Annotated in this window: 22 protein-coding genes and 1 CRISPR repeat array; of the genes, 18 read left to right on the top strand and 4 right to left on the bottom strand. The window is 48.8% G+C overall.

Features of this window, described 5'->3' with window-relative positions; genetic code table 11:
- Positions 1 to 17: 17 nt before the first annotated feature.
- The 5 genes from cas4 to cimA all read left to right on the top strand — a co-directional run bounded on the left by cas4 (position 18) and on the right by cimA (position 6,368).
- Positions 18 to 701 carry a CRISPR-associated protein Cas4 gene (gene cas4, locus AB1L17_RS07240; protein ID WP_412846221.1) on the top strand — a complete coding sequence of 228 codons (684 nt, stop codon included), beginning with the start codon at positions 18 to 20 and terminating at the stop codon, positions 699 to 701.
- Positions 698 to 1,729: a type I-C CRISPR-associated endonuclease Cas1c gene (gene cas1c, locus AB1L17_RS07235; RefSeq protein ID WP_412846307.1), complete on the top strand. Its 1,032-nt coding sequence runs from the start codon at positions 698 to 700 to the stop codon at positions 1,727 to 1,729. The genes cas4 and cas1c overlap by 4 nt, the downstream gene beginning before the upstream one ends.
- Before the next feature lie 13 nt (positions 1,730 to 1,742).
- Complete coding sequence (gene cas2 / locus AB1L17_RS07230; RefSeq protein WP_412846220.1) at positions 1,743 to 2,033, top strand: CRISPR-associated endonuclease Cas2; 291 nt, start codon at positions 1,743 to 1,745, stop codon at positions 2,031 to 2,033.
- A 171-nt stretch (positions 2,034 to 2,204) separates the two neighbouring features.
- Positions 2,205 to 3,616: a CRISPR direct-repeat array (repeat unit 32 nt; unit sequence GTCACTCGCTATGCGCGAGTGTGGATTGAAAC).
- 171 nt (positions 3,617 to 3,787) lie between these two features.
- Positions 3,788 to 4,627: an alpha/beta hydrolase gene (locus AB1L17_RS07225; RefSeq protein ID WP_412846219.1), complete on the top strand. Its 840-nt coding sequence runs from the start codon at positions 3,788 to 3,790 to the stop codon at positions 4,625 to 4,627.
- Between the two features lie 118 nt (positions 4,628 to 4,745).
- Positions 4,746 to 6,368 carry a citramalate synthase gene (gene cimA, locus AB1L17_RS07220; protein WP_412846218.1) on the top strand — a complete coding sequence of 541 codons (1,623 nt, stop codon included), beginning with the start codon at positions 4,746 to 4,748 and terminating at the stop codon, positions 6,366 to 6,368.
- A 306-nt stretch (positions 6,369 to 6,674) separates the two neighbouring features.
- Here the strand turns inward: cimA and AB1L17_RS07215 are convergent, their stop codons facing one another.
- On the bottom strand, positions 6,675 to 7,544 hold the full coding sequence (locus AB1L17_RS07215; RefSeq protein WP_412846217.1) for a helix-turn-helix transcriptional regulator: 870 nt from the start codon (positions 7,542 to 7,544) through the stop codon (positions 6,675 to 6,677).
- A gap of 124 nt (positions 7,545 to 7,668) precedes the next feature.
- Between AB1L17_RS07215 and fabF the strand changes: the two genes are divergently transcribed.
- The 3 genes from fabF to AB1L17_RS07200 all read left to right on the top strand — a co-directional run bounded on the left by fabF (position 7,669) and on the right by AB1L17_RS07200 (position 10,633).
- Positions 7,669 to 8,901, top strand: coding sequence for a beta-ketoacyl-ACP synthase II (gene fabF / locus AB1L17_RS07210; RefSeq protein WP_412846216.1), 1,233 nt, complete (start codon positions 7,669 to 7,671; stop codon positions 8,899 to 8,901).
- A gap of 129 nt (positions 8,902 to 9,030) precedes the next feature.
- Positions 9,031 to 9,579 carry a sigma-70 family RNA polymerase sigma factor gene (locus AB1L17_RS07205; RefSeq protein WP_412846215.1) on the top strand — a complete coding sequence of 183 codons (549 nt, stop codon included), beginning with the start codon at positions 9,031 to 9,033 and terminating at the stop codon, positions 9,577 to 9,579.
- On the top strand, positions 9,554 to 10,633 hold the full coding sequence (locus tag AB1L17_RS07200) for a DUF4179 domain-containing protein (protein WP_412846213.1): 1,080 nt from the start codon (positions 9,554 to 9,556) through the stop codon (positions 10,631 to 10,633). Before AB1L17_RS07205 ends, AB1L17_RS07200 begins: the two co-directional genes overlap by 26 nt.
- A 64-nt stretch (positions 10,634 to 10,697) precedes the next feature.
- Here AB1L17_RS07200 and AB1L17_RS07195 read toward each other — a convergent pair whose 3' ends face one another.
- Both AB1L17_RS07195 and AB1L17_RS07190 read right to left on the bottom strand, forming a co-directional pair.
- Complete coding sequence (locus AB1L17_RS07195; RefSeq protein WP_015892616.1) at positions 10,698 to 10,928, bottom strand: DUF1128 domain-containing protein; 231 nt, start codon at positions 10,926 to 10,928, stop codon at positions 10,698 to 10,700.
- A 31-nt stretch (positions 10,929 to 10,959) separates the two neighbouring features.
- Positions 10,960 to 13,452, bottom strand: a complete 2,493-nt coding sequence (locus AB1L17_RS07190; RefSeq protein ID WP_412846212.1) for a U32 family peptidase — start codon at positions 13,450 to 13,452, stop codon at positions 10,960 to 10,962.
- Between the two features lie 184 nt (positions 13,453 to 13,636).
- Between AB1L17_RS07190 and AB1L17_RS07185 the strand changes: the two genes are divergently transcribed.
- From AB1L17_RS07185 to AB1L17_RS07175, 3 genes are read left to right on the top strand one after another with little or no spacing between them, the layout of a single operon-like run.
- Complete coding sequence (locus tag AB1L17_RS07185) at positions 13,637 to 14,965, top strand: sensor histidine kinase (protein WP_412846211.1); 1,329 nt, start codon at positions 13,637 to 13,639, stop codon at positions 14,963 to 14,965.
- Complete coding sequence (locus AB1L17_RS07180; protein WP_412846210.1) at positions 14,925 to 15,098, top strand: hypothetical protein; 174 nt, start codon at positions 14,925 to 14,927, stop codon at positions 15,096 to 15,098. The genes AB1L17_RS07185 and AB1L17_RS07180 overlap by 41 nt, the downstream gene beginning before the upstream one ends.
- A 3-nt stretch (positions 15,099 to 15,101) precedes the next feature.
- Positions 15,102 to 16,787: a peptide ABC transporter substrate-binding protein gene (locus tag AB1L17_RS07175; protein ID WP_412846209.1), complete on the top strand. Its 1,686-nt coding sequence runs from the start codon at positions 15,102 to 15,104 to the stop codon at positions 16,785 to 16,787.
- Positions 16,788 to 16,826: 39 nt separating this feature from the next.
- Here AB1L17_RS07175 and AB1L17_RS07170 read toward each other — a convergent pair whose 3' ends face one another.
- Positions 16,827 to 17,420, bottom strand: a complete 594-nt coding sequence (locus AB1L17_RS07170) for a TetR/AcrR family transcriptional regulator (protein ID WP_047071619.1) — start codon at positions 17,418 to 17,420, stop codon at positions 16,827 to 16,829.
- Positions 17,421 to 17,620: 200 nt separating this feature from the next.
- On the opposite strand from AB1L17_RS07170, the gene AB1L17_RS07165 reads away from it, so the two are divergent.
- The 7 genes from AB1L17_RS07165 (at position 17,621) to AB1L17_RS07135 (ending at position 25,890) form a co-directional block, all read left to right on the top strand.
- The gene (locus AB1L17_RS07165; RefSeq protein WP_412846208.1) at positions 17,621 to 18,094 is read left to right on the top strand and encodes an N-acetyltransferase; all 474 of its coding nucleotides are present in this window, start codon (positions 17,621 to 17,623) and stop codon (positions 18,092 to 18,094) included.
- A 112-nt stretch (positions 18,095 to 18,206) separates the two neighbouring features.
- Positions 18,207 to 20,288 carry a methyl-accepting chemotaxis protein gene (locus tag AB1L17_RS07160; protein ID WP_412846207.1) on the top strand — a complete coding sequence of 694 codons (2,082 nt, stop codon included), beginning with the start codon at positions 18,207 to 18,209 and terminating at the stop codon, positions 20,286 to 20,288.
- A gap of 132 nt (positions 20,289 to 20,420) precedes the next feature.
- Entirely contained in the window at positions 20,421 to 21,152 is a 732-nt protein-coding gene (locus tag AB1L17_RS07155; protein WP_412846206.1) for a GTP pyrophosphokinase, read from the top strand.
- Positions 21,139 to 22,575 (top strand): dipeptidase PepV, encoded by a 1,437-nt coding sequence (pepV, locus tag AB1L17_RS07150; protein ID WP_412846205.1) that lies wholly within the window; start codon positions 21,139 to 21,141, stop codon positions 22,573 to 22,575. Before AB1L17_RS07155 ends, pepV begins: the two co-directional genes overlap by 14 nt.
- A 138-nt stretch (positions 22,576 to 22,713) precedes the next feature.
- Entirely contained in the window at positions 22,714 to 23,316 is a 603-nt protein-coding gene (locus AB1L17_RS07145; protein ID WP_412846204.1) for a TetR/AcrR family transcriptional regulator, read from the top strand.
- Positions 23,317 to 23,392: 76 nt separating this feature from the next.
- Positions 23,393 to 24,694, top strand: coding sequence for an MFS transporter (locus tag AB1L17_RS07140; RefSeq protein WP_412846203.1), 1,302 nt, complete (start codon positions 23,393 to 23,395; stop codon positions 24,692 to 24,694).
- A 122-nt stretch (positions 24,695 to 24,816) separates the two neighbouring features.
- Positions 24,817 to 25,890: a M42 family metallopeptidase gene (locus tag AB1L17_RS07135; protein ID WP_412846202.1), complete on the top strand. Its 1,074-nt coding sequence runs from the start codon at positions 24,817 to 24,819 to the stop codon at positions 25,888 to 25,890.
- Positions 25,891 to 25,912 lie beyond the last annotated feature (22 nt).

Below are 25,912 nucleotides of genomic sequence, written 5' to 3'. Positions count from 1 at the left end.
TTGCTGGGGTAAGGTAGATGTGGAAGGCTGAAGACGATTTCTTAATGATTTCCGGTATACAACATTTTGCCTTTTGTCAGCGGCAATGGGCATTGATTCACATTGAACAGCAATGGCAGGAAAATGTATTGACTACACAAGGACAACATGTACATCGCCGGGTCGATGAGGATGGCTTTGACGAAACGAGAGGGAACTTGCGGATTGTCCGTTCTATGCCAATCCTGTCGGAGCAATTGAAAATCCGAGGCATCGCGGATATGGTAGAGTTCAGGCGTGTCAAAGATGAATCAGAAGAGACTGTTGTATTAGACGGACGAGAAGGATTTTGGACAGTCGTTCCGATTGAATATAAAAGAGGTAAGCCCAAGTCTGAGGATTGGGATGTTGTCCAATTATGTGCGCAAGCGATCTGTTTGGAAGAAATGCTTCATGTAAAGATTCCGGTTGGAAATATTTATTACGCGGAGAAGCGAAGACGAGAGAGTATCGAGCTAACTAACCAGAATCGCCAACGTGTAGAGGAGCTCGTTACGGAAATGCGCCATTATTTCGATAATACGATTACGCCTCGCGCTGTGTACAAGAAACACTGCCAACAGTGCTCGCTTTTAACCATTTGTCAACCAAAGTTAAGTGCTTCTGGGGCAAAATCAGCCGCTGCCTATATCAGGCAGCACATTGGAGGGGATGAAAAATAAGACGTCTATTAAACACATTATATGTGACTTTGCAGGATGCGAGTATCGGCGCAAAAGGTGAAACACTGGTTGTACGGGCAAATGGTGTGAAAGAGCTGCAAGTGCCGATTTTAAATCTGGAATCTGTCATTGTATTCGGTTACAAGGGAGTTAGTCCAGATGCGATGCAACTTTGCATGGATAACAATGTCTCTCTTGTATTTTTGACACTTTATGGTCAGTTTAAAGCACGTGTGACAGGAGAAACGAAAGGTAATGTACACTTGCGACGTACACAGTATCGTTGGAGTGATCAGGATGACAAAGCGTTATTGATGGCCCAACGTTTCTTATACGCGAAAATAGCAAATGCAAAAACATCTATTCAAAGAACGTTACGAGATTACCCGGATCGTATAGACAAGGAAAAATGTACTGCGGTAATCGGCAGCCTTGAACGACAAATAAAAGAGGTCAGGAAAAGTAAAACACTTGATCAATTACGTGGAGTTGAGGGGCTTGCGGCTCGAGATTATTTCTCAATCATTTCAGAACAGGTTCTGGTAAATAAAGAGTTCTTCCCGTTTCCGGGCAGAGTAAAGAGACCGCCAACTGATCGGATGAATGCGTTGCTTTCATTCTTGTACACGTTACTTGCCAATGATGTAACACATGCTATTGAATCAGTAGGGTTAGACCCCCAAGTTGGTTTTTTACATCGAGATCGCTCAGGAAGAAATAGTTTAGCCTTAGACCTTATGGAAGAATTTCGGGTATATTTGGCTGATCGAATAGCGTTGACGCTAATTAACCGTCAGCAATTGTCGCCTGACAGCTTCATTGAAAAGGAATCAGGAGCAATTCTTTTAACCGATGATGCGCGAAAAACTGTACTTACGGAATGGCAACAGCGTAAAAGAGATGAAATACGTCATCCCTTTTTTGATGAGAGGATTCCGATAGGACTATTGCCGTATTCTCAAGCAATGTTGTTAGCCAGATACTTACGAGGTGATTTGGATGATTATCCTCCGTTTTTTTGGAAGTAGTAGGTGATAATTCATGATGGTGCTAATAACCTATGATGTGAGTACAAAGACAGCATCAGGTCAGCGAAGGCTACGCCAGGTTGCTCGTTTGTGCGAAAATTATGGACAACGTGTACAAAATTCTGTCTTTGAATGTCTGATCGATCCTCAACAATTCACAGAATTACAATTTGAATTGCAAAGAACTATTGATCCTGCAACAGATAGTTTGCGATTTTATCATCTGGGGGCAAAATGGAAAGGGAAAGTAGAGCATATTGGTGCAAATCAAAATTACGATCCAGAGGGCTTTATCATGATCTAAGGTCTGCGAACCCCAAGTGAACATTTGATCCCAGTGTAGTTCGCAAAAGCGATCCCGCTAGTTTTGCGATAGGATGCGCTTGAAAATTTGAAGGTATTTAAGCGCATCTTTATTAGGTTCGCGGATTCAATAGAAAAAACATAAATGTGGTAAGCGTTTATTGGTTGTGCTGTCACTCGCTATGCGCGAGTGTGGATTGAAACTTAGCAGATATGACAGGGAGGTTGTGATTAGTATGTCACTCGCTATGCGCGAGTGTGGATTGAAACTTACGTATCACAATTCTCGGGCAATGATTGGGCAGTCACTCGCTATGCGCGAGTGTGGATTGAAACGTTCTTGGCGGGATATCGACGAGGCAAAGGGAACGTCACTCGCTATGCGCGAGTGTGGATTGAAACTTTCCTTCGTAGATGGCGGTTACTGTTTCTGTGCCGTCACTCGCTATGCGCGAGTGTGGATTGAAACGATTCTTCTGGGAGTTCTGGGGATTCTGACATGTCACTCGCTATGCGCGAGTGTGGATTGAAACCTTTTACTTTTGCCCCAAGGGGGTGAGGAGGTCAGTCACTCGCTATGCGCGAGTGTGGATTGAAACCGTTGCCATGGGCAATCCCTCCCGTTGTGTTATGGTCACTCGCTATGCGCGAGTGTGGATTGAAACCCTGAACATCTGGTTGAATGGTTTGGCTGCACGCGTCACTCGCTATGCGCGAGTGTGGATTGAAACGAATTCTACGTTCCAAACGTTATCCGCATCCATGTCACTCGCTATGCGCGAGTGTGGATTGAAACAGTGTATCAGGTTTAGGTGCTCCACGTTTTCCATGTCACTCGCTATGCGCGAGTGTGGATTGAAACTATCACCTCGCTTTTTCTCAATCATACAATTGTTCGTCACTCGCTATGCGCGAGTGTGGATTGAAACAAAAGTGAACAATTAAACGGAGCCAATGCAGCGTCACTCGCTATGCGCGAGTGTGGATTGAAACCCGATGTGTACGTTGCTCCATTGAGTGTAGCAGGTCACTCGCTATGCGCGAGTGTGGATTGAAACTCTTTCAAAAGGAGGCAGTAGTACAGTAGAAAGCGTCACTCGCTATGCGCGAGTGTGGATTGAAACTTGAGGTTTTAAACGTAGCCCCATCCATTTCAGGTCACTCGCTATGCGCGAGTGTGGATTGAAACTAAATACGTGGACCAACGGATTAATCGTCTGGCAGTCACTCGCTATGCGCGAGTGTGGATTGAAACATGCTCGGCGGCTTACTGCGGCTGTTTAGGTAGGGTCACTCGCTATGCGCGAGTGTGGATTGAAACCAGACATGGCCACGCCAATCGATGACATTTTTCGTCACTCGCTATGCGCGAGTGTGGATTGAAACCTAATATTGGTCCAATAATGGGGGGGATTGCAATAGTCACTCGCTATGCGCGAGTGTGGATTGAAACCATGCCGCCAGCACAGAAACATGATTTCAGTACGTCACTCGCTATGCGCGAGTGTGGATTGAAACAGAAGAAAACCGTTGCGTGCTGATTGCTTTTTCAGTCACTCGCTATGTGCGAGTGTGGATTGAAACAGAATGATGCTAGCCGTTGTTGTTTCGATTGAATCGTCACTCGCTACGCGCAAGTATGTTTCCAAAAGACGTAACGAAGAAACATAGTGCAAAATAGGAAGTGTAGACTTTACAATAATTAAGTGACAAGACACGGCATAATAATAAAAAACGGCACAAGAGGTGAACGCAATGAAACAGCAATCATTTTCCATCAGACTGGGTGAGGAGTTGACGCTGCGCGGAGACATTCATACAGACGAAACGGCAGGGACTGCACAGCCGCTGCTCCTGTTTTGCCATGGCTTTAAAGGCTTCAAGGATTGGGGAAGCTTTCCGTACGTGGCCGATGAGCTGGCCAAGCAAGGAATCACCACGATCCGCTTCAATTTTAGCTGCAATGGCGTAGGGGAGAGTTTGACGGAGTTCGACGAGCTGGAGAAGTTCGGACGTAACACGTATGCGCGTGAACTGGCGGATTTGCAAGCTTTGACAGAACGGATTGTATCAGGAGAACTCCCTTTGCCTGATTATGTGGACAAAGCAAAGCTGTACGTCCTGGGACACAGCAAGGGCGGCGGCGACGCGATTCTTTTCGGAGCGAACAACCCGCATGTCGCAGGGATCGTAACCTGGAACGGAATCGCCCATGTTGATTTGTTCGATGAGAAGCTGCGCCAACAAATTGAAGAGACAGGGGTCGGGTACATAGCGAATGCGCGGACGGGTCAAAATATGCCGATTACGAGAGCAGTGATCGAGGACGTAGACAACAATCGCCAAAAGTACGATATTTTGGAGACTGTAGCCACAATGGACCAACCACTTTGCATCATCACCGGAGAAAAAGATTATGTCCGTCTGGTAGAGGGAGCCAAACGAATTCATCAGGCTGCCAAAAACAGCGAGCTGCACTGGATAGAAGGCGGAGATCATACATTTAACACGCGTCATCCGTTTGCGGGCACATCGGCTCCGCTGGAAGCGGCGATCAAGCAAACGGTCGCATTTGTCCGCACCCCACGGACATAGAAAAAACCTCTATTTTCCTGCGTTTTCTTTCCATTTGGGCTATGGTATACTGAGAAACGTCAAACGATTAGAATGATGTGATTATTCAGAAAAATAAAGGAACAGGTGGAGAAGAAACATGAATAGCAAGGTGTATCTGTATGATACGACCCTGCGAGATGGTACGCAGGGAGAGGGGATCAGCCTGTCGGTAGAAGACAAGATAAAGATCGCACTGCGGCTGGATCAGTTTGGTATTGATTTTATTGAAGGCGGCTGGCCAGGCAGCAACCCAAAGGACATGGCGTTTTTTGAACGTATCCGTGAGATTCCTCTGCAGCACGCAAAGATAACGGCTTTTGGCAGCACCTGTAGACCGAATGTAGCTGCGTCTGAGGATGATAATCTGCAAGCGTTGATCTTAAGCGGTACCGCGGCAGCGGCTATTTTCGGGAAGTCATGGGACCTTCACGTGACGGATGCTCTCAAGACGACGTTGGAAGAAAACGTGCGCATGGTCGCCGATTCGGTCGCATTTTTAAAAGAAAACGGACTGACGACACTCTTTTTGGCAGAGCATTTCTTCGATGGGTACAAGGCGAATCCGCGCTACGCATTGCGGGTCCTGGAAGCCGCTGAAGAAGCGGGAGCTGACTGGATCGTCCTCTGTGATACAAATGGCGGTACACTGCCGCATGAAGTCTATGATATTGTCAAAACGACTGTGGGTCACCTGCGTACTCCTGTAGGCATTCATCCGCATAATGACAGTGGAGTAGCGGTTGCCAATGCATTAGCAGCGATCCAGGCAGGCGCACAGCAAGTACAAGGAACGATTAATGGTATTGGTGAGCGCTGCGGTAATGTCAATCTGATATCCGTCGTTCCGAATTTGCAACTCAAGCTGGGTTATCATTGTGTGAGCAGTGACCAATTGCAGGAGCTGACGCAGCTTTCGCGTTATGTCGCGGAAATTGCAAACATGACGATGCCGAACAACCAGCCATTTGTCGGGTATAGTGCTTTTGCTCACAAGGGTGGTATTCACGTAAGCGCCGTTCTGCGCGATCCGAAAACGTACGAGCACATCGAGCCGGAAAACATCGGCAACAAACGTCGTGTACTCGTCTCGGAGCTCGCAGGACAGAGCAACTTGCTCGCGAAAATGGAAGAGCTGGAGATCGACCTTACGCTGGATCGGGATAAGGCGAGAGAGGTTATTACACACATCAAAGAGCGCGAATTCCAAGGCTATCAGTACGAGGGGGCAGAGGCGTCGCTCACCTTGATGCTGCTGGAAGCCTCCGGCAAGCTGAAAAACTTGTTCACGTTGGACTCCTTCAAGATCATGCTGGAAAAGGCAGCGGTTCAATCGATCACGTCGGAGGCGACCGTGAAGCTGCGCGTGAATGGAGAGTCCGTCCATACGGCGGCAGATGGCAATGGTCCTGTAAATGCGTTGGATAATGCAATGCGAAAAGCGTTGGAGGGCTACTATCCCTGTATTGCGAAAATGCAGCTGGAAGATTACAAGGTGCGTGTCCTGGATGAAAACGGCGCGACAGCCGCAAAAGTACGTGTCCTGATCGAATCCTCGAGCAACGGCGAAAAGTGGAGCACAGTTGGCGTCTCGACCAACGTCATCGAGGCGAGCTGGGAAGCGCTGGCGGACAGTATTCGTTACTTGCTGTGGAAGGAAGGTTGCGAGGAAGTCGGAAGCCTTGCTTCTTCCGGGACGCGAGTAGGAATTGTGAATCATTAACAAACAGATCCAGCCCGGGCATATCCGTCGGGCTGGTTTTCCTTTTGTATGCAAGTTTTAGAAAGTACCGATAAACGAACAAAGCTGGTGAGATGAAAAAGCACAGGGCTCGCAGACCTTGACAACGCCTGCCCAGTCGGAACTTCAAAAAGGGGACCACGCTTGTCGAACACTTCTCCCTTGAGAAACTTCCGCCCGTAGGGTGGCTTTGGCTCGACGGTCCCCTTTTTGAAATGGAGACGGACAGTCAATCCCCCATGCTGGCGTGTCAGAGTCGAAGAGACCTGTGCTTTTTCTTCTCCTCCACTATGTTGACTCAAACCCAGAAGACCCCGGACGATCCATCAGCTGTCTGAGCTTTGTCTCCGTTGCAGAATTAGGATCAGGTGTGTAGATGCTGCATCGCAAATCCGCACTCCCGGAAACTTGCAGCGACGTCAGATGAAAGAGCATTTTCCCTGCCTTGGCATGGCGGAATTCCAGTAGAACCTCCGGGGCTGAGCTGACACGGCTTTGCTCCCAAAGGTCGTGAAAGTCGGGATGGACCTGCCGCATTTCACTTAAAAACTGTTCGTACCATTCGTCCTCCACATACTGCCCGTAATTGGCACGAAAAATCGCAAGAAAGCCGCTGACGAAATGCTCCCAGTTGACTGCCAGTCGTCGTAATTCCTTTCGCGTAAAGACCAGACGGATCAGATTGCGCTCTTCATAAGGGATTTGCTCAAAATCGAGAAAAACATGCGCTGCCGCTTCGTTCCAGCCGACAATATGACTGCGCCGATCCGAAATGATGGTCGGGCAGGAGCGCAGTTCTTCTAAGATTCGTTTCAGGGAGGGACTGATCTTTGGGCTTTCATCTGTCTGCAGGCTTTGCCCGATACCTGTGCCTGTCTCCAACGCCAGTGCATACAAGTACTTGCGTTCATCGACGGTCAGCTGCAATGCTCTTGCAACCGCGTCCAGAACAGAAGGCGATACCTTAATGTCGCGGCCTTGCTCCAGCCACGTATACCAGGTAGAGCTGACCCCAGCGAGCTGTGCTACTTCTTCTCTGCGTAATCCGGGTGTTCTTCTGCGCGTCCCAGGAGCCAGCCCGATCGATTGTGGCAGGATTTTGGCGCGCTGTGCTTTTAAAAAAGTAGATAATGCCTGCAAGCGAGTTTGCTGATTCATGGTTCAACCTCCAATATTCGTATGGCAAACTAGTACTCATTATACTAGGATAAACAACAACTTGTAATAGGATAACCCGTGTGACAAGATGATTTTCATAAGGCACTCGAATAGGAGGCTCACGATGGAAAAAGTAGTTGTCACAGGTATGGGAGTGATCTCCCCAATAGGGAATTCCGTCAAACAGTTTTGGAACAGTCTCGTACAAGGCAAGTCTGGAATCTCACCTATCGATACATTTGATACGACGCGCTATAAAACGAAAATCGCAGGCTTGGTACGAGATTTTGATCCGGTGGAGCGGTTTGGGCGCAAAGAAGCGCGGCGAATGGATCGCTTTTGCCAGTTTGCCCTTGCTGCTGTCGAAGAAGCACTAGAGGATGCAGAGCTCCAGCTGGATGAACTGGATCGCGAGCGAATCGGAGTATATGTGGGCTCTGGCATCGGCGGGGTAGAGACACTGCTCCAACAGCATGATGTCCTGCGTGAGCGAGGTCCGGAGAGGGTCAGTCCGACGCTGGTCCCGATGCTCATCTCCAACATGGCAGCAGCGATGATCAGCATCAAGTACGGCCTATACGGACCGACAATGTCACCTGTCACCGCTTGCTCGATTGGGAATACATCCATCGGAGAGGCTTTCCGGCTCATTCGATCGGGTGGAGCAGATGTCGTTATTGCAGGCGGGACGGAGGCAGCAGTAACAGATATATCTCTCGCCAGCTTTAGTAATGCGACGGCGTTGTCGACGAGAAATGATGATCCTTCAGGAGCGAGTCGGCCATTTGATGCCAAGCGAGACGGTTTTGTCATGGCAGAGGGTGCCGGGATTGTGATCCTGGAATCAGAGTCACACGCCAAGAAAAGAAATGCTCGTATGTATGCCGAGGTGATCGGCTACGGGGCGAGCTCGGACGCCTATCATATGGTAGCGACACATCCGGAAGGGATCGGTCCGTACCGCGCGATGAAGTGGGCTCTTCAGGAGGCGAGAGTGCTGACATCGGACGTGGATGTTATCAGTGCGCATGCTACCAGTACAGAAATCGGAGACCGCTCCGAGACACTCGCGATCAAAAAGCTGTTCGGCGAGCATGCCTGCCGTGTACCGATCACAGCCAACAAATCGATGACCGGTCACATGTTTGGCGCAGCAGGGGGTGCAGAGGCGATTGGCATGATCAAGAGCTTGCAGGAAGGAATTATCCCTCCAACCATTAATCAGGAGGAGCGTGACCCCGACTGCGATCTGGACTATGTGCCTAATACAGCCCGCAAAGCCGCGCTCAACATCGGCATGTCCAATTCCTTTGGCTTTGGCGGTCACAACGCGGTGATCGTACTGAAAAAAGTGTAACAGATAGAGCTTGTTCCCGTAGTCTCAGGTAGACTATGAGAGCAGGCTTTTTTCATTCCGATAAAAAAATGAATGAAACGTTTTGCAGTCCTGATTTCTCTAACAGGGGAGAAAAGGAGGGGGAACTGATTGAATAGAAAACTTGGTCTCGTTGCTCGTGCCAAGTCCGGTGATTCAGAAGCATTCCAATTGCTCATTCATCAGGAAAAAGCCAATCTGTACAAGATGGCTTTTGTGTATACGCGCAACGAAGAGGACGCACTTGAGGTTTTTCAGGAAACGGTCTATAAGGCTCTGATTTCCATTTCAACGGTAAAAGAAGATCAGTATTTTACGACATGGCTGACGCGGATATTGATCAACACGGCGATTGCCTATTTGGCGAAGAAACGCAAGGTGATTTCACTTAGCAAAGACATGATCGAAAATGTGCGGGATACAGGCAGTGTAAGGCTGGAGGAACGAATCGATCTGCTGGAAGCAATGGATGCGCTCGAAGAAAAGTACATAACGGTTCTCCTGCTGCGATTCTATAAGGACTATTCGGTGAAACAAATCGCGGAGACGCTGGATTGTCCGGAAGGCACTGTGAAAACGAATATTCACAGAGGTTTAACTCTATTAAAGAAGAAGCTGAAAGGGGAGTACTTCGATGAGAGAAAAAATTCATGCCTATAAAGAGCAAGTAGATCGCATACCAGTCCCTACAGAGAAGCTGGACGCCATTATCGACAATACGGTCCTCAAGCATGCATCATCGAAAAGAAACCGCGTAAACAAACGAAAGCTGGTGTACAGCACAGGGGCAGCGGTAGTTGCGTTAGGTATCTTGTTTAGCTCAGCGACAGTTTCGGAAGCGATGGCGAATCTGGTCTCCAAGGTGCCTTTTATCGGTTCGATCTTCGCGGCATATGGGGACAGCGGTTTGAAGCAAGTGAGCGAAAAAGGTTTAACGACAGTCATTGGCGAGTCTCAGGAAGTGGGTGGCAGTGCGATTACCGTCAATGAAGTCTACTATGACGGCACACGCTTTACGATTGGTTACACATTGGAAACGAAGAAGGAAGTCGGAGAGCATTATTTAGGCTCCTCGCCAGATATGACGGTAAATGGAGAAGTGTTTGGATATGCAGGAAGCAGCAAGCTAACCCAAATCACGCCAACACTTGCGACCGGGATTGTCGATATCGACGCGATCAATGGCTTGCCCCAGCAGTTCAAGCTAGGGCTGAGCTTCCATGGCGAGGACGGCAAGAAGTGGGACTTCTCCCTGCCGATCAGTGCCCGTACAGATACGAAGCGCATTCCGATCAATCACAAGCAACAAGCTGGAGGCATTGACCTAACCGTTTCGGATATCACAATGGGCCCTGCAGGACTTGTTGTCAGCTTCCAGGCAGTAACAGAGGAAATCGGGTATTTATCGAGCTATTTGGAATTCAAGGTGGTAGATGAAAAAGGAAACGAGCTGGGAGCATACTCAGGAGGCAGTCAAGGCAAAAGGTCTGACGGCAAAGAATTCCTCACGGGTACTCGCCGTTTTGATCCGATCACAGCGGATGTAAAAGAATTAAGGATCACGCCGTTTATGAAATTGCCTACGGGCGGAAGCGGTGTCGAGATTGATGAAAAAGGAAACGAGACGGTACTGAAAACGGCCATCGACACGATGAAACACCATGAAAAAGACATTCAGTTCCAAACGTTCGTCGTTACATTGCCAAAAGAATAGGTGCACGCAAAAAAGCGTCACTCCACATGCCGGAGCGACGCTTTTTCATTGAGTCAGATCGGAACTAGGATTGCTTTCTCATCGCGCCCAGCTCTTCTACAATTGCGGTCATTTCATTGATGCCAAACGCCGCTTTTTTCTGCACCATGTTGTACAGGTACAGCAAGTCCTCGTAATGAACGAGATCGAAATCCTCCGGGCGCATCACCGCGGTATTCGCCATGTTCAGCTTCGCCTTGATGCCCTCGATAATAATGGCCAGGTTTTCTACAGTTGGTTGATTCAGGTCAGCCATGCTCTATCTCTCCTCTCTACAAAGCTGGTATTTATTTCGTCAGTTGCCCACGTGTGACGCCTAGCTGGTTGGTTGCCTTCAGCGTACGCCATACATGTGTACCGCTAACTTCTCCACGCAATGCTTTACGATACAAGCTAATTACTTCTACCACGCGCTCTGGTTCTTCTTCCAAAAACTCAATGCGATAGCTGCCCACATTCAGAGAGCGGAATTCTTTCAAGTACTCTGCACCAGACTGGTCAATCGCGTTATATACGGTATTGCGGCAGCCGGTATCCACACGTACTGGGTGAGAGAAGCCGACGCGGTCTTTCAACGAAATGCGGGAAGTCTCGCAAGGCGTTCCGCAGTTTGTATGGTCGGTACCTTCACTCATGAATGTGCAGTATACGCAGTGCTCGGTGTGGAACATCGGCATGTGCTGGTGGATGACCAGCTCCATGTTCGCAGCATTCGAGCGGCGGAGTAGATCGACCATCTGCTGGATGTTCAGATCGTATGACGGCGTGACACGCGACAAGCCTGTTGCGAGGAACAGCTCAACTGCTTTATGGTTCGCGACATTCAGTGAGAAATCGCCAATCAGCGGAATGTTGATTTCATCACGGCGCGACAAGTAGTAATAGAGTGCCCCGGTATTGCGCACCAGAATAGCGTCCGGCTTGCTTTTCGCGATCAGGGCAAGCACACCGTTTTCGTCCGGCATATGAATGCGCATGGTAGCGATCCCGATTTTTTTGCCGTACTTATGTGCCAGTTTAACACCCTCTGGGTACTGCTTGACGAATTCGAAGTCAGCGTAAAGGAAGTCCACATCTGTTTGCGCGGCTGCCTCCAACTGCTCAAGCGAGCGGCACAGAGCTGTCAGCAGCGGCTTTTCCACGGGTTGGCTCGTTGGAGCGTCCGCGTATACATTGATATCGTGATGGTGGTAAATAGGCGGCTTGGAACGCAGGAACACAAGCTGTTCTACCGCATCACGGCGCATCCTGTTCAGCTCGCTGACGGGCACGATGAGGTCGCCATCCAGATCAACTGTCAGATCGCCAGCTTCCAGGTGGAAAATCGTTCCGCCCAGACGGCTGAGCTGATCATGCAGCAATTCCTTTGAGAGAGGACGCTTCAGCGCAGTCTCCAGCAGAACCTCTGATGGAACAGTGACCGCATGGTTCGCCAGCTTATCCACCCAAGTGACACTGAGCTTTTCCCCGAGTTTTCCGCTCACGTGAACGGATAGCGGGAAGGTGCGATACGGCTTTTCGGTTTCAAACGTTTTACGCAGGCGACGATCCAGTTCAGGGTCGCTGGTCTTCCATACGCGATCACCGACGTGGAGACGCTTCAGATTGACGTCATTGCGTCCCATGACGATTTCGTACAAGCCTTTGGATACTTCGCCTTCCACTTTTTTACTGCGGGTTAAAATATCGTAGATGCGTCCGCCTTCTTCTTTTTGCGTCGGGTCACCCGCGTCGAACACGATTCCGTCTCCGCGTTTGACAGGAGCGGTAATCTCGACGAGAACGCCAGTAGGCAGCAGTTTTTTCACCGTACCCAAAAACACGCCGCGGCTTTTCGGGAACGAACCATCTACGAGCGTCTTGTTGTTCGTACCAGTCAAAAATCCGTGGGTAAAGCCACGAGAGAAGCTTTGCTGCAGCTCGCGTACCTCTACTTCAGATGGTCCCGTATCCTGACCGGCAAAATAGCGCTCGATGGCTGCATTATATTTACTTACTACGTTTGCTACGTATTCAGGTGTTTTCAGGCGCCCTTCGATTTTAAAGGAAGTCACGCCTGCCTCGATCAGCTCAGGAACCAGTTCAATGGCAGCCAGGTCTTTTGGGGACAGTACGTAAGCGATATTACCCATATCCTTTTGCACACCGTCTACCATCAGGTCATACGGCAAGCGACAGGCTTGGGCACACTCCCCGCGGTTCGCGGAGCGGCCTCCCCACATTTCTGAAGTCAGGCATTGGCCGGAATAGGAAACGCACAAGGCTCCGTGAACGAATACTTCCATCGGTAGCTTTGCTTTTTCCCCGATCTTTTTGATCTCTTTTAAAGAGTTTTCACGACCGAGTACGACGCGTTCCATATCAAACGGCTTCGTGAACTCCACCGCTTCCGGCGAAGTAATCGTCATCTGGGTTGAGCCGTGAATCGGGAAATCCGGAGAAATCTCGCGGATCATCTTCACGAGACCGAGGTCTTGTACGATCACAGCGTCCACCCCGGCGTGAATACAGGCGTCGATCAGCTCGCGTGCATCCTCCAGCTCGTTTTCAAATACGAGAATATTAAAGGTAAGGAAACCCTTTACACCGTACATGTGCAAATAAGCCATAATCTCAGGCAGTTCTGCCATTTGGAAGTTCTCAGCACGAGCACGTGCGTTAAACTTTTCTACTCCAAAAAAGATGGCATTGGCTCCGTTGGCAACCGCTGCCTTCAAACAGTCCCAATTACCAGCAGGGGCCAACAGCTCAATATCTTCACGCTTTATACCATTTCGCATGTGTATGTCATTACCTCCAAGGTCTTCAAAAAAGCTCTTCTTCATCATAGGGAAATGTGCAGGTCACCGCAACAAAAACCTCCTTTCTGCCAGATGTTGAAAATGTACCTTTGAGAAAGGCACCGGGTGATGGTATTCTGTAAGAAAAATCGAAATATTCGATACGAGCCAGGGGAACCGATATATGCTAATCATCAAAGACATTTTGCTGCAGTTACTGTTTGTTATCGTCCCTGTTTTGCTGTATAGAAACGTTTGGCTGGGGCGATCAACCTCGAACAAGATGAGCGTCAAGTCATCTATGGTTATCGTGTGTAGCTCGATCAGTGTCATTCTTGCCATGAGCTTTCCAGTACAACTCAGTAATGGTATGGAGTACGATTTACGCTCGATACCGATCATTATTACCATTTTATACGCTGGGTATATCCCGGGTATTTTGACGATTTTGGTGATGTTAGTCGTACGGATCGTACTCGGTGCCGATGGAGCTCTGATGACCATTCTTGGAACGATAGTCTACATCATCATACCGTTTCTGTTGGTCAATCGTTGGTATGGTTACTCTTTGCGAAAAAAACTGACGGTCGTTCTCTTGATCGGGTGCCTAAAGCAGCTGTCCATTATCGGCGGAGGGATGGTTGTTTTGATCTGGAAAGGATTTCCGCTTTCTGTCATTAACGATTATCTGGAGCCGCTTGTCGAAATAGGCTACCTCGGTCTGATCGTGCAGGGTGCAGCCGTTTATTTCATTGAGTTTATCCGTGAATCCCACATTATCCGCAAGCAGGTCGAACGCTCTGAAAAGCTCAACCTGATCAGCGAGCTGGCAGCCAGTGTCGCCCATGAAGTACGCAATCCACTCACCGTTGTGCGCGGTTTTGTCCAGCTGCTGCGCGAGGAGACGAACCCGAAAAACGTAGAATACATCCGATTGGTCTTAAATGAACTCGATCGGGCTGAATTTATTATTTCCGACTATTTAAATCTGGCCAAGCCCCATTCCGACACGCTGGAGCGACTGGAAATCGCTCATACGGTGAAAGAAGTGACCACCATCATGTCCTCCTATAGCGTTATGAACCGCGTAGAAATCGACTGTGAGACAGAGTCTGGTCTATTCGTGGAGAGTAACGCCGTTAAGCTGAAGCAAGCATTGATGAATCTCATGAAAAACGGCATCGAATCCATGGGGCAAGGAGGCGTTCTCTACGTAACCGTACAAGCATCCGGTAACTATCATGTGATTTCCATCAAGGATGAGGGGGAGGGGATGACGCAGGAGCAGATTGAGCAGGTTGGTCTTCCATTTTATTCGACGAAAGAAAAAGGAACAGGTCTCGGCTTGATGGTAACCTGTCGCATTATTGAGGCAATGAATGGGACGATCCATTTTACGAGTGAACAAGGACGCGGTACACAGGTGACGATTCAACTGCCAGCTGCGTATGCTGCCGGAAAAGGAGAAGAACATGGTCAAAGATCAAGAGATGTGGGACCGACTCTTTCATGAGTTGGCTGTCATGAAAAGTGAATTTAAGGCATTCAAGCTCGAAACAAGGGCAGAGCTGTATCAAATCAAAAGCGAGCTGAAAGAATGGCAACAACGTGGACAACAGCGAGAGCTCCCTAAAGAAGGGGATTAAACCATGGGACGTTCAACAAACAGATGGTGGCAAAATACAGTAAAAGCTGTCTTCGCAGCGGGCTTGTCTTTATCACTTGCAGCATGTGGCCAACCACAGGAAGCAGCTAAGCCTGCCGAGAAGCCAACACAACCAGCTGCGGCGACTGAGCCTTCGAGTGACTCCAAGCAACCCGAGCAAATCCTGCGATTAAATAACTTTACTGAACCGCTCTCCCTGCATCCTGGACTCATTACTGATGTTTGGTCATCCAATGTCATTTTCCAGACGTTTGAGGGGCTGACTCGGATCGACGATAAAGGCGTTCCGCAGCCTGCAATGGCACAGGAAATAAAAGCATCAGATGATTTGTTGACGTACAGCTTCATGATTCGCGACAATGCGAAGTGGTCGAATGGTGATCCGGTTACCGCGCACGATTTTGAAAACGCCTGGAAATGGGCACTCGATTCCAAAAACGGCTCCGAATATGCCTACCAGCTGTTTTATGTCAAAAATGCAGAGGCTGCCTTCAATGGAAAAGCGAAGCCCGAAGAGATCGGAGTAAAGGCCACGGATGACAAGACACTGGTCGTCCAGCTGGAAAACCCGACGCCGTTTTTCCTGGAGCTGACGGCATTCTACAGCTACTTCCCGCTGAATACAAAAGTCGTGAAGGAAAACCCGAACTGGGCGAAGGAAGCAGGACCGACGTACACCTCTAACGGGCCATTCAAGCTGGCTACATGGGAGCATAAAACCAAGCTGGTGCTGGAAAAAAACGAGCACTATTGGGACAAAGATACAGTCAAGCTGAACAAAATCGAAATGAACATGATCAATGACGCGAATACAGAGCTGTCGATGCTCGAAAACGGCGATCTCGATTGGGCAGGCGCTCCGACCGGCAATCTTCCGCTCGATGCGATGCCTACCTTGAAGGAAAAAGGACTATTGGTGATCACACCAAAAGCCGGGACGTATTGGTATGAATTCAACACAGAGCAAAAGCCTTTCGACAACAAGAAAATTCGCCAAGCCTTTTCTTACGCGATCAATCGAAAAGACATCGTGGATAACATTACGCAGGGAGGAGAATTGGTAGCGACAGCCGTAGTGCCGCCTACGATGTTTGCAGAGAACGAGCAAGGCTTGTTCACCGACAACGACGTGGAAAAAGCAAAGCAGCTGTTGGCAGAGGGCATGAAGGAAGAAGGCTACGCCAGTGTAGATAAGCTCCCGCCGATTACGCTGTCCTATAATACCGAAGAAGCACAGACCAAAATCGCGCAAGCCGTTCAGGACATGTGGCAAAAAAACCTGGGTGTACACGTCAAGCTGGAGAATCAGGAATGGAATGTCTACTACGAAAACGTGAAAAACGGGAAGTACCAAGTAGCACGGATGGGATGGACGGGGGATTTCAACGATCCGATCAACTTCCTGGAAATATTCCGGACGAAGGAAGGCAACAACCATACTCGCTGGGAGAATCGTCAATATGCTGATCTATTGGCGGCTTCTGCCAAGGAGAAGGATGTTGCCAAACGAAAAGCGATCTTGCAAGAGGCAGAGAAAATCTTGGTGGACGAAATGCCAGTTATGCCATTTTATTTTAAGTCAACGGTGTATGCGCAGAATCCCAAGTTAAAGGGAGTAGTCATTTCAGGTCTGGGATACGCGCAGTACAAGTGGGCCTATTTAGAATAAATCATACAGTAGTCACATTCGAAGGGCTGGTCAGTCGGATTATTCCACGACCAGCCCTTCGAATACGATAGAGACCTTCTCTTCCATGATTTCTTCCAGTGCCCAAGCTCCCTCGCTGCGTACCCAGTCATAAAGAGCGTTGTAGTAAATGTTCTCCAGCATGTTAGCAGCGACAAGCGGATTGAATTTGCTTTTCAATTGATTCTTTTCTTGTGCTTCTTCGATCAGGTCAGCGAACAGTTGACGCAATTCAAAGTACATGTTTTTTTCGTTCTCAAGTACTTTCCGATGCTTCATCGAGGATTCCACAACGACTTTGATGAAATCGAAATTCGTGATGGTTACTTCGTTCATGATCTTGTAGATCCGCAGTACCTTCGATTTGCAGTCGTTACCATAATCCCACTCTTCCCGACGCTCCTCGATTTCATGCAGACGCTCATATCCCCAATTAGCGAGAATGGCTTCCTTTGAAGTGAAATGCAGAAAGATCGTACCGCGTGCAACATCAGCTTCTTCGGAAATCATGTCGATCGTGGTTGCTTCAAAGCCGTGCGTTTTGAAGAGCTTGATTGCAGCATTGAAGATTTTTTCGCGGGTTTCGCGCTTCTTCCGTTCCCGTCTCGTCGTCAAGTATGTAGCACCTCCTTATGAACTCGTACGCTTGATTATAACACAACCGTTACCTATAAAAGAATTGAACCTGCAAATAGGCGCAAAAAGGCGAAAAAAAGGAATAGACTTCTGCGAAAGTCGAATGTATATTTATATAATATAATGAATAAATATTAAATCATACCAGGCTCGTAATGCATGGGGTGGAGGAGTGTAAGATGAGTGTTGCAAAGGCGCTGGCTGTACGTCAGGCAACAATGAAAGACGTGGATGCCATGTTGGAGATTATTAATGAATATGCACAGCAAGGCTTAATGCTGCCACGGACGAAGCTGTCTGTCTGTGAGAACCTGCAGTCCTTTATTGTTGCTCACGATGGAGATACGGTCGTAGGTGTGGCCGGGCTGCATATTTTATGGGAGGATCTGGCCGAGATTCGTTCCTTAGCCATTTCGGAAAAAGCAAAGGGAATGGGTGTTGGCAAGCATTTGGTTCTCCACTTGGTCGAACAATGCCGCCTATTGGGGATTAAACGTGTGCTGGCACTGACGTATCAACAAGTGTTCTTTGAAAAATGTGGATTTTGGGTGGTTGCCAAGGAAACGCTGCCGCAAAAAGCTTGGAAGGACTGCATTAACTGTTCAAAGCTGCCGATGTGCGACGAAATCGCTATGATTTTCGAAACCGCCTGATACATTTGGTCTAGCCTTCCTTTTTCCTTTTCTGGTACTATATTCATATAAACAGTAGAAATATTAACAATATTCTACCAGAAAAGAGATTGGCAAAATGGGGGGCTTTTCCATGAAGTTGGGCGCTCGTGTACTGCTCGTACTGCTACTGGCAGGAAGTGTACCGTTGACTGCAGCAGGCGTGTTTGCTTATCAAGAATCCAAACAGGAATTGCTAAAAGGAAGTGCGGCCACACTGGAAGCGCTGCGTCACAGCCACAAGGAACAGGTAGAAAATTACTTTCGCGAGCGAGCCAGAAACGTAGATACGCTGGCAGCATCGGGAACGGTAATGTCTGCCCTTTCTTCGTTTGAGAACGTGTGGCGGCAAGGACGGGAATCGCCAGCTTATGAGGAAGTGGAGTCGCAGTATACGAACGAATTGAAGATGGAGGTCGCCCGCTACGGCTTCGTCAATGCCTTTTTGTTGAATGCACAAGGTGATATTGTGTACACAACAAAGCCGCAGGCTGATTTCGGGACCAATCTGCTGACGGGTCAGCACGCAGACTCTGTGCTCGGCAAAACCGTACAGCAAGTCAAGAAAACGCAAAGCGCAGAAATGTCCGATCTGGGCAAGTACGAACCATCTGGAGAGGCGCCAGGGGTATACATCTCGGCACCGATCTATGAGAGAGGCTACATCATCGGGCAAATAGCGGTAGAAGTATCCATGGACTATATTTCACGAATATTCAACCAACGGGAAGGTCTTGGGCAAACCGGGAAGATTTACTTGGTTGGTGGTCCAGACAAGCTGATGCGCTCGCAATTGGGAAATGGACCAAATACGCTGCTACAGCAAAAAGTCGATACGCCCATCGTCGATCAAGCTTTACTCACCCAACAAGCGGAAGGGACTGTCGAAAGCGTTGATTACTTAGGACAGCAAGTACTCGTGTCCTATGATCAGGTCAAAATAGGGAAGAAAACATGGGCGATTCTGGCAGAGATGGATATGACCGAAATTTTGGCAGGACCCACCCGCATTCAGAACGCCATGATTGCTTTTAATGGTGCCGTCCTGCTGCTCATCGTCGTCATCTCGTTAGTTACGGCCAACTGGCTTCGTCGCTCGTTTCGCGGCATGCTTTCAGTGGCAGAGCGGATTGGACATGGGGATTTTTCGCGTGAGATTCCGGAAAGGCTGTTGAAACGAAAGGATGAGCTGGGAGAGCTGGCCGCATCTCTCGTTACCATGCAGAAGCAGCTGCGCAAAATCTTGTTTCAGGTTCAGCAAGCCGCTGCTTCGGTTTCAGGTGCGGTACGAAATATTCAAGGAAATACCAATGAAATAGCCTCTTCCAGTCAGCAAATTGTACTCGTCGTGGATCAGGTAGCTGCTTCTGCGGACAGCCAGGTGGAAAAAATGGGGACGACCTTGAATTTGGCAGTTGATTTGACGAAGGATGTGGCAGGTGTAACGGAAAATGTAGAGCGAGTGACCGTTTCTGCGGAAGAAATGAAGCAGCATGCACACGCTGGCAGACGAGCGATAACAGATGTAATGGACAGCATGGACGATATCAATCGCTCGGTAGAAGCTGCCACAGACGTCATTCATGTATTGGAAGGACGCTCCAAGGACATTTCGAGAATTATATCAGTCATTACGGAGATCGCCCGACAAACGAATCTGTTAGCCTTGAATGCTGCGATCGAAGCAGCCAGAGCAGGAGAGCATGGCAAGGGCTTTGCAGTCGTGGCAGGAGAAGTGCGCAAGCTGGCTGAAGATACAAACAGCGCTGCCCAGCAGATCGTAGGTATGATCAGCGATGTGCAAAAGGATACGAAGGAAGCAGTAGCCCGGATGGTCGAAGGAGCACAAACGACTGCCCGCGGCATGAAGACCGCACACCAATCGCAAGAGATGTTTCAGCACATAGAGGATAACATCCTTGGGGTATCGCAAGAAATTAACAGGGTCAGTGAAGCCTTCAAGAGAATGGCGCCAGATGCGCAGCAGGTAGCGGTTGTAGCTGGTGAAGTATCCTCTGCATCGATGCAAGCGGCTGCAGGTGTTCAAAGTATTTCAGCAGCGGTAGAAGAGCAGAGTGCAGCGATGGAGCTCATCGCAGATGCAGCTGATCAGCTAGCCATTTTAGCAGAAGAGCTGAGAAGTTCACTTTCATCCTTTATCTCGCGTGAAAATTAAGAAAAAAGAGACGGAGCAGGGCAGAACACAACTGCCTTTTCTCCCGTCTCTTTTTGCATTTTGGAAGGATATCTCACACAAAATGTTGAATGATAAGGACGATGGAGAGTTTCAGGCCGGAGGGACGTAAGCGTGCACAAACTAGATTGGGAACTATATCTGCTACCGTTCGAACAAGCTGTAGAAGAAATCAAAGTCAAAATTAAAAATATCCGAAACGAGCTGCGAAAACGCAAGGAGCATTCACCGATTGAGTTTGCGGTTGGCAGGGTCAAATCGATCCCGAGTATATACAACAAGGCAAACCGCTTGCAGTTTCCGATTGATGAGAATATCTGCTGGGAAATTCGTGATATCGCGGGCATCCGCGTCATTTGCCAGTTTATTGATGATATACCTGCAGTCGTAGAGATGATCCGCAACCGCGGAGACATGCGTGTGTATTTGGAGAAGGATTATGTCTCTACCCCAAAAGAAAGCGGATATCGCGGCTATCACCTTGCCGTGGAGTATCCGATTATGATGGCGGGTGGGCAAGTGACCATTCCAGTAGAAATTCAGATTCGCACATTGGGAATGAATTTTTGGGCGACGATTGAGCACTCGCTGAATTATAAATACGAGGGTATTATCCCATCCGATATACGGCAAAGATTGTTCGAGGCTGCCAAGGCGTCCTACAAGCTGGATAGCGAAATGAACAACATCCGGGACGAAATTAAAGACGCCCAAGCGGAATTTACGAAAAAAGAAGTGCCAATGGAGTCGTTATTATCGTTGGTCGAGCTGGATCTCGACGTCGATGCGGGTATAGACGAAGGAAGTATGAAAGAGAGGACTGGAGACGATAATGACAAGCGTTAATTGGCTGGAAGAAACAATGAAGCGCAAGGAAGAACTGATTGCGACCACGCAACAATTTTTGCAGATTAAAAGTGTACTCGACCCTGATACGGCACGGGAGGGTGCTCCTTTTGGAGAAGGGATTCAGCAAGCTCTCGACTTCGCGCTTGGGGTATGTGAAAAAGCAGGAATGACAACAAAAGACGTCCGCGGGTATGCGGGGCACGCTGAATTCGGGCAAGGCGATGAATTGATCGGTATTCTCAGCCATGTCGATGTTGTACCTGAAGGCGATGGTTGGAGCACGCCACCGTATGCAGCCGAGATCGTGGATGGACGCATAGTAGCCCGTGGTGCGATTGATGACAAGGGACCAACGATGGCGGCTATTTTTGCAGCTAAGATCGTGATGGAGCTGGGATTGCCGCTGTCGAAGCGTGTTCGCTTTATTTTCGGAACAGATGAGGAATCTAGCTGGCAGTGTGTGAACACCTATTTTGAAACGGAAGAAATGCCGACGATGGGCTTCACACCAGATGCAGACTTCCCGCTGATCTATGCAGAAAAAGGCTTGACCGATCTGTCGTTGTGTCAGACGCTTGCATCCTTCCAAAGCCTCGGAATACCTGCTGCGGAAAATGTGGAGGCAAAGCTCGTTTCCCTACAGGCAGGCTTGCGGATGAACATGGTTCCAGACAAGGCTGTGGCAACGCTTGCGCCAATCGGCTTGAATAGTGAGGCGATTGTACAACGTTATCGCCAGCACTTGGAAGCGACTGGCTTGACAGGCAAGGTGGAGGAGCAGGACGGTCTCGTGGTGCTGCACATGGAGGGCGTCTCGGTTCACGGAATGGACCCGACCAAAGGCGTCAACGCTGGAACGGAGCTTATTCACTTCTTGCAGACATTGACATTGGATGAACGCGGAGCTGTATTCACAGGCTTGGCGGAGCGTTATTTGCACAAGCAGCATTACGGTGAGGCACTCGGCATCGCGCATGATGATGCAGAAATGGGTTCACTCACACTGAACACAGGTGTGATCGAGTACAACGAAAAGCAGGATGCGCTGTTCCGTCTGAATATCCGTTACCCACATTCAGTTGCTTTCGAAAAATGGTCGGCCGCTCTTGCTGAACGATTCAGTGAAGGGGCATTTGCGCTCGAAGTGGCTGAGCATTTGACTCCACACCGCGTCGACCCGAATCATCCATTGGTGACGACACTGCAACGCGTGTATACAGAACAAACAGGCGAGGAAGCTGGCATCATTGCAATCGGCGGCGCTACATATGGGCGTTCGTTGGATGTTGGGGTAGCATTCGGCCCACTCTTCCCAGGGCGTCCTGACAGTGCTCACCAGCGGGATGAATATATTTTCGTGGATGATTTGATCAAAGCGACAGCGATTTACGCGCAGGCGATCTACGAATTAGCGAAGTAAAAGTAGCAGACGGCTGGACAAGGTGCCAGCCGTTTTTATTTTGGGACTTCAAAATGTTTTGCAAATGCTGGAAGTCAGTACTATAATGCAAGTAACGATTGATCGGTTAATCATTCATTCGCAAGGAGCCTGTACAGCATGCCACTTTCAGATGAACAAGTGTTAAAAATGAAGCAAAAGCGGGAAACGATTCTTACGCAGGCGATTTTGCTTTTTGCCGAACACGGTTATGATGATACCACTATTGCAAAGGTCGCGAAGGCATCGGGAGTGAGCTTTGGGAGTGTGTTCACTTACTTTGAGAACAAGGATCAGCTCTTTCATGCGGCTGTCACCGAGCCATTGCAAGAGCATTCGGTTAAACTGCTTGATTTTGATCCCCAAGCATCAGAGCCAGTGCAGGAATTAGAGAGAATGGTGACCAACCACATCAAGATATTCGCCGCGTTTGATTCCTACCTAAGGCTGGTCGTACAAGTGGTCGGCTACTACAATCGTTTTACGCATTCTTTTGCGGAATTAGATGCGTTCCATAACATCTTTCGTGCGAAAATTGCCGAGCTCTTGATCAATGGTCAAGAGAAAGGACTGTTACATGTCCAAGATCCAAAATACGTGGCGACGGCGTACACGAGCTTGTTAATAGGTCTGCGGGTCAATTTGACCGATGAGCCACAAAGCAAAATGTGGGAAAATTTCGTTCCGTTTGCCATGCAGCTTTTTGGACCGAAGAATCGCTAGCATTCTTGCTCGGTCTCTTTTTTTGGGTAACAAACGATTGATTAATCAATCGTTATTGTGAAAAGGAGTGGTCACCATGCGTTTTTGGAAGTTCAACCGCACCATCCAGATCAGACTTTTCCTGCATTTTTTGACGACCATGGCAAGCATGTCTGTTACCCCGTACTTGATCGTTTTTTTCTCCAAGCAATTAGGGACGGTTGTCACAGGCTTCATGTTTTTAGGCGTGATGGCAGCGAGTGTTGCAGGCTCTTTTACAGGGGGATATGTGGCGGACCGGATCGGAAGAAAGAAGGTCATCGTTGCATGTGAGGCGGTCGTCTTCGTCAGCTTTATTGGCGTGGCCATCGTCAATTCGCCGTGGCTCCAGCTGCCGTATGTCACGTTTATTTTGTTTCTGTTCAATAATTATTGTCTGGGCGCGTCGGGTCCTGCTTACCAAGCACTCATCATTGATGTGAGTCAGCCCGAGAACAGGCGAGCGATTTTTACTGCGTCCTATTGGCTGAATAATCTGGCTGTAGCCATCGGGGGATTGGTCGGGGCTTTTTTGTTCGACGAGCATTACTTCGTTCTGTTTCTCGGCGTTGCGGTGAGTATGGCCATCTCGCTTACCATTACCCTGTTGTTTATCCAGGAAACATATGTACCAAAGAAGCTTGCCTCCTCGGACTCGTCCAAACGTAAGCCGATGAATGCTGGTTTTTTCGGGGATGTAATAGGAGCGTATAAAGAAGTACTCAAGCATCGGGTTTTTCTGCTGTTTACGGTAGCCAATCTGCTCATTATATCGGTGGAGGAGCAATTGACGAATGTTATTGGCCTTCGTCTGGTGAGAGAAATCCCCGAGCCACAGCAGCTGTTTTCGTTTCTTGCCCTTCAGGTAGATGGAATGAATTTGCTTGGTTTATTAAAAACGGAGAATACGTTGCTGGTTGTTTGTTTGACTGTTCTCATTTCCTATGTGATGAAGAATTACAGGGAACATGTGGTGCTTCTGTCAGGCTTGAGCCTGTTCTTTTGCGGGTATGCATGGATTAGCTTCAGCAATTCTCCCGTTGTCTTGCTCATTGCCATGTTCTTCGCAACGCTTGGAGAAGTGATGCACATTCCGATAAAACAAGCGTTACTCGCCAATATGGTGCCGGATCATGCACGGAGCACGTATATGGCGGTACATTCACTATTCAGTCTGGTGGGAGTGAGCAGTGCAGGTGTTTTCATTCTCGTCAGCGCATGGGTGCCCAATCTTGTGATTACCGGAAGTTTTGTAGGGATGGGCCTGATTTGTCTGACGCTATTTTATCGGATAACGAAAGACGAAGCCCAAGCGCAGGATTCTGCTGTTACTCCCTCCAAATCGAATGTGACGGCATGACGAGGGACGACTTGGGGGAACAATATCAATTATAGGTGTAGGTGATTTGGAAATAAAAGGATTTTGGAAGCGGTTTCTCGAAAACATAAAGGAATACGTCAGTATCATAAAGGAGATAAACGATGGATGATCTCACGAGATTGATTAAGGATTTGACGGAAGCGGACGGAGTACCTGGGCATGAGCGAGAAGTCAGAATCAAGATGGAGGAGTATTTGCAGCCGCTCAGCGACGAGCTGGTAAAGGATCGACTGGGCGGGGTGCTCGGGAAAAAGACGGGTGCAGAGAATGGCCCCAAAATTTTGCTAGCCGGGCATCTGGATGAAGTAGGCTTCATGGTGACACATATCACGCCAAAAGGTTATTTGCGCTTTGTCCAGCTTGGCGGATGGTGGACGCACAATATTCTCTCCCAACGTGTGAAGGTGAAGACGCGCAAAGGAGAGTATTTGGGACTCATCGGTTCGAAGGCGCCGCATGCTCTGGAAAAAGAAGAACGGGAAAAGGTCATGAAGCTCAAGGATTTGTACATTGACATCGGAGCCAAAGACGAGGCGGACGCGAAGGCGATGGGTGTTCGCCCTGGTGATTGGGTTGTCCCTGCCAGCGATTTTACGACAATGCGCGACGGTGAGCTATGGGTAGCGAAGGCACTCGATAATCGTGCGGGATGTGCGATGGCGGTCGAGGTGCTGAAAAGATTGCAAAACGAAGAGCATCCAAATGTCGTATACGCCGGTGCAACTGTGCAGGAAGAGGTAGGGACGCGCGGTGCCGGAACTGTGGCGAAGCTGGTTGAGCCTGACATTGCTTTTGCTGTCGATGTCGGCCTCGCGTACGACACGCCAGGAAATGAATCGTACCCGATGACCTGCAATGTGGGGGACGGTCCGCTCGTCATGCTATTTGATGCCACGATGATTCCACATGCAGGATTACGCGACCTTGTATTCGACACAGCAGATGAGCTCGGCATCAATATTCAGGTAGATGCCCTCGCAGGAGGCGGGACAGACGCAGCGAAGTTCCATACGAACGGCATCGGATGTCCGTCCCTCGTCGTTGGCTTTGCCACACGGTATATTCACAGTCACAATGCGATTATGTCCAAAAGCGACTTCGAGCAAGCCGCACAGCTGCTGACAGCTGTCATCAAGAAGCTCGATCGTGAAACAGTTCAACAATTGATCGATTGATGAGCTAGGCGAAACCCTCTCC

Source organism: Brevibacillus jepli, from assembly GCF_047229145.1.
Taxonomy (GTDB): domain Bacteria; phylum Bacillota; class Bacilli; order Brevibacillales; family Brevibacillaceae; genus Brevibacillus.
This window is presented reverse-complemented; position numbering and strand designations above follow the sequence as displayed.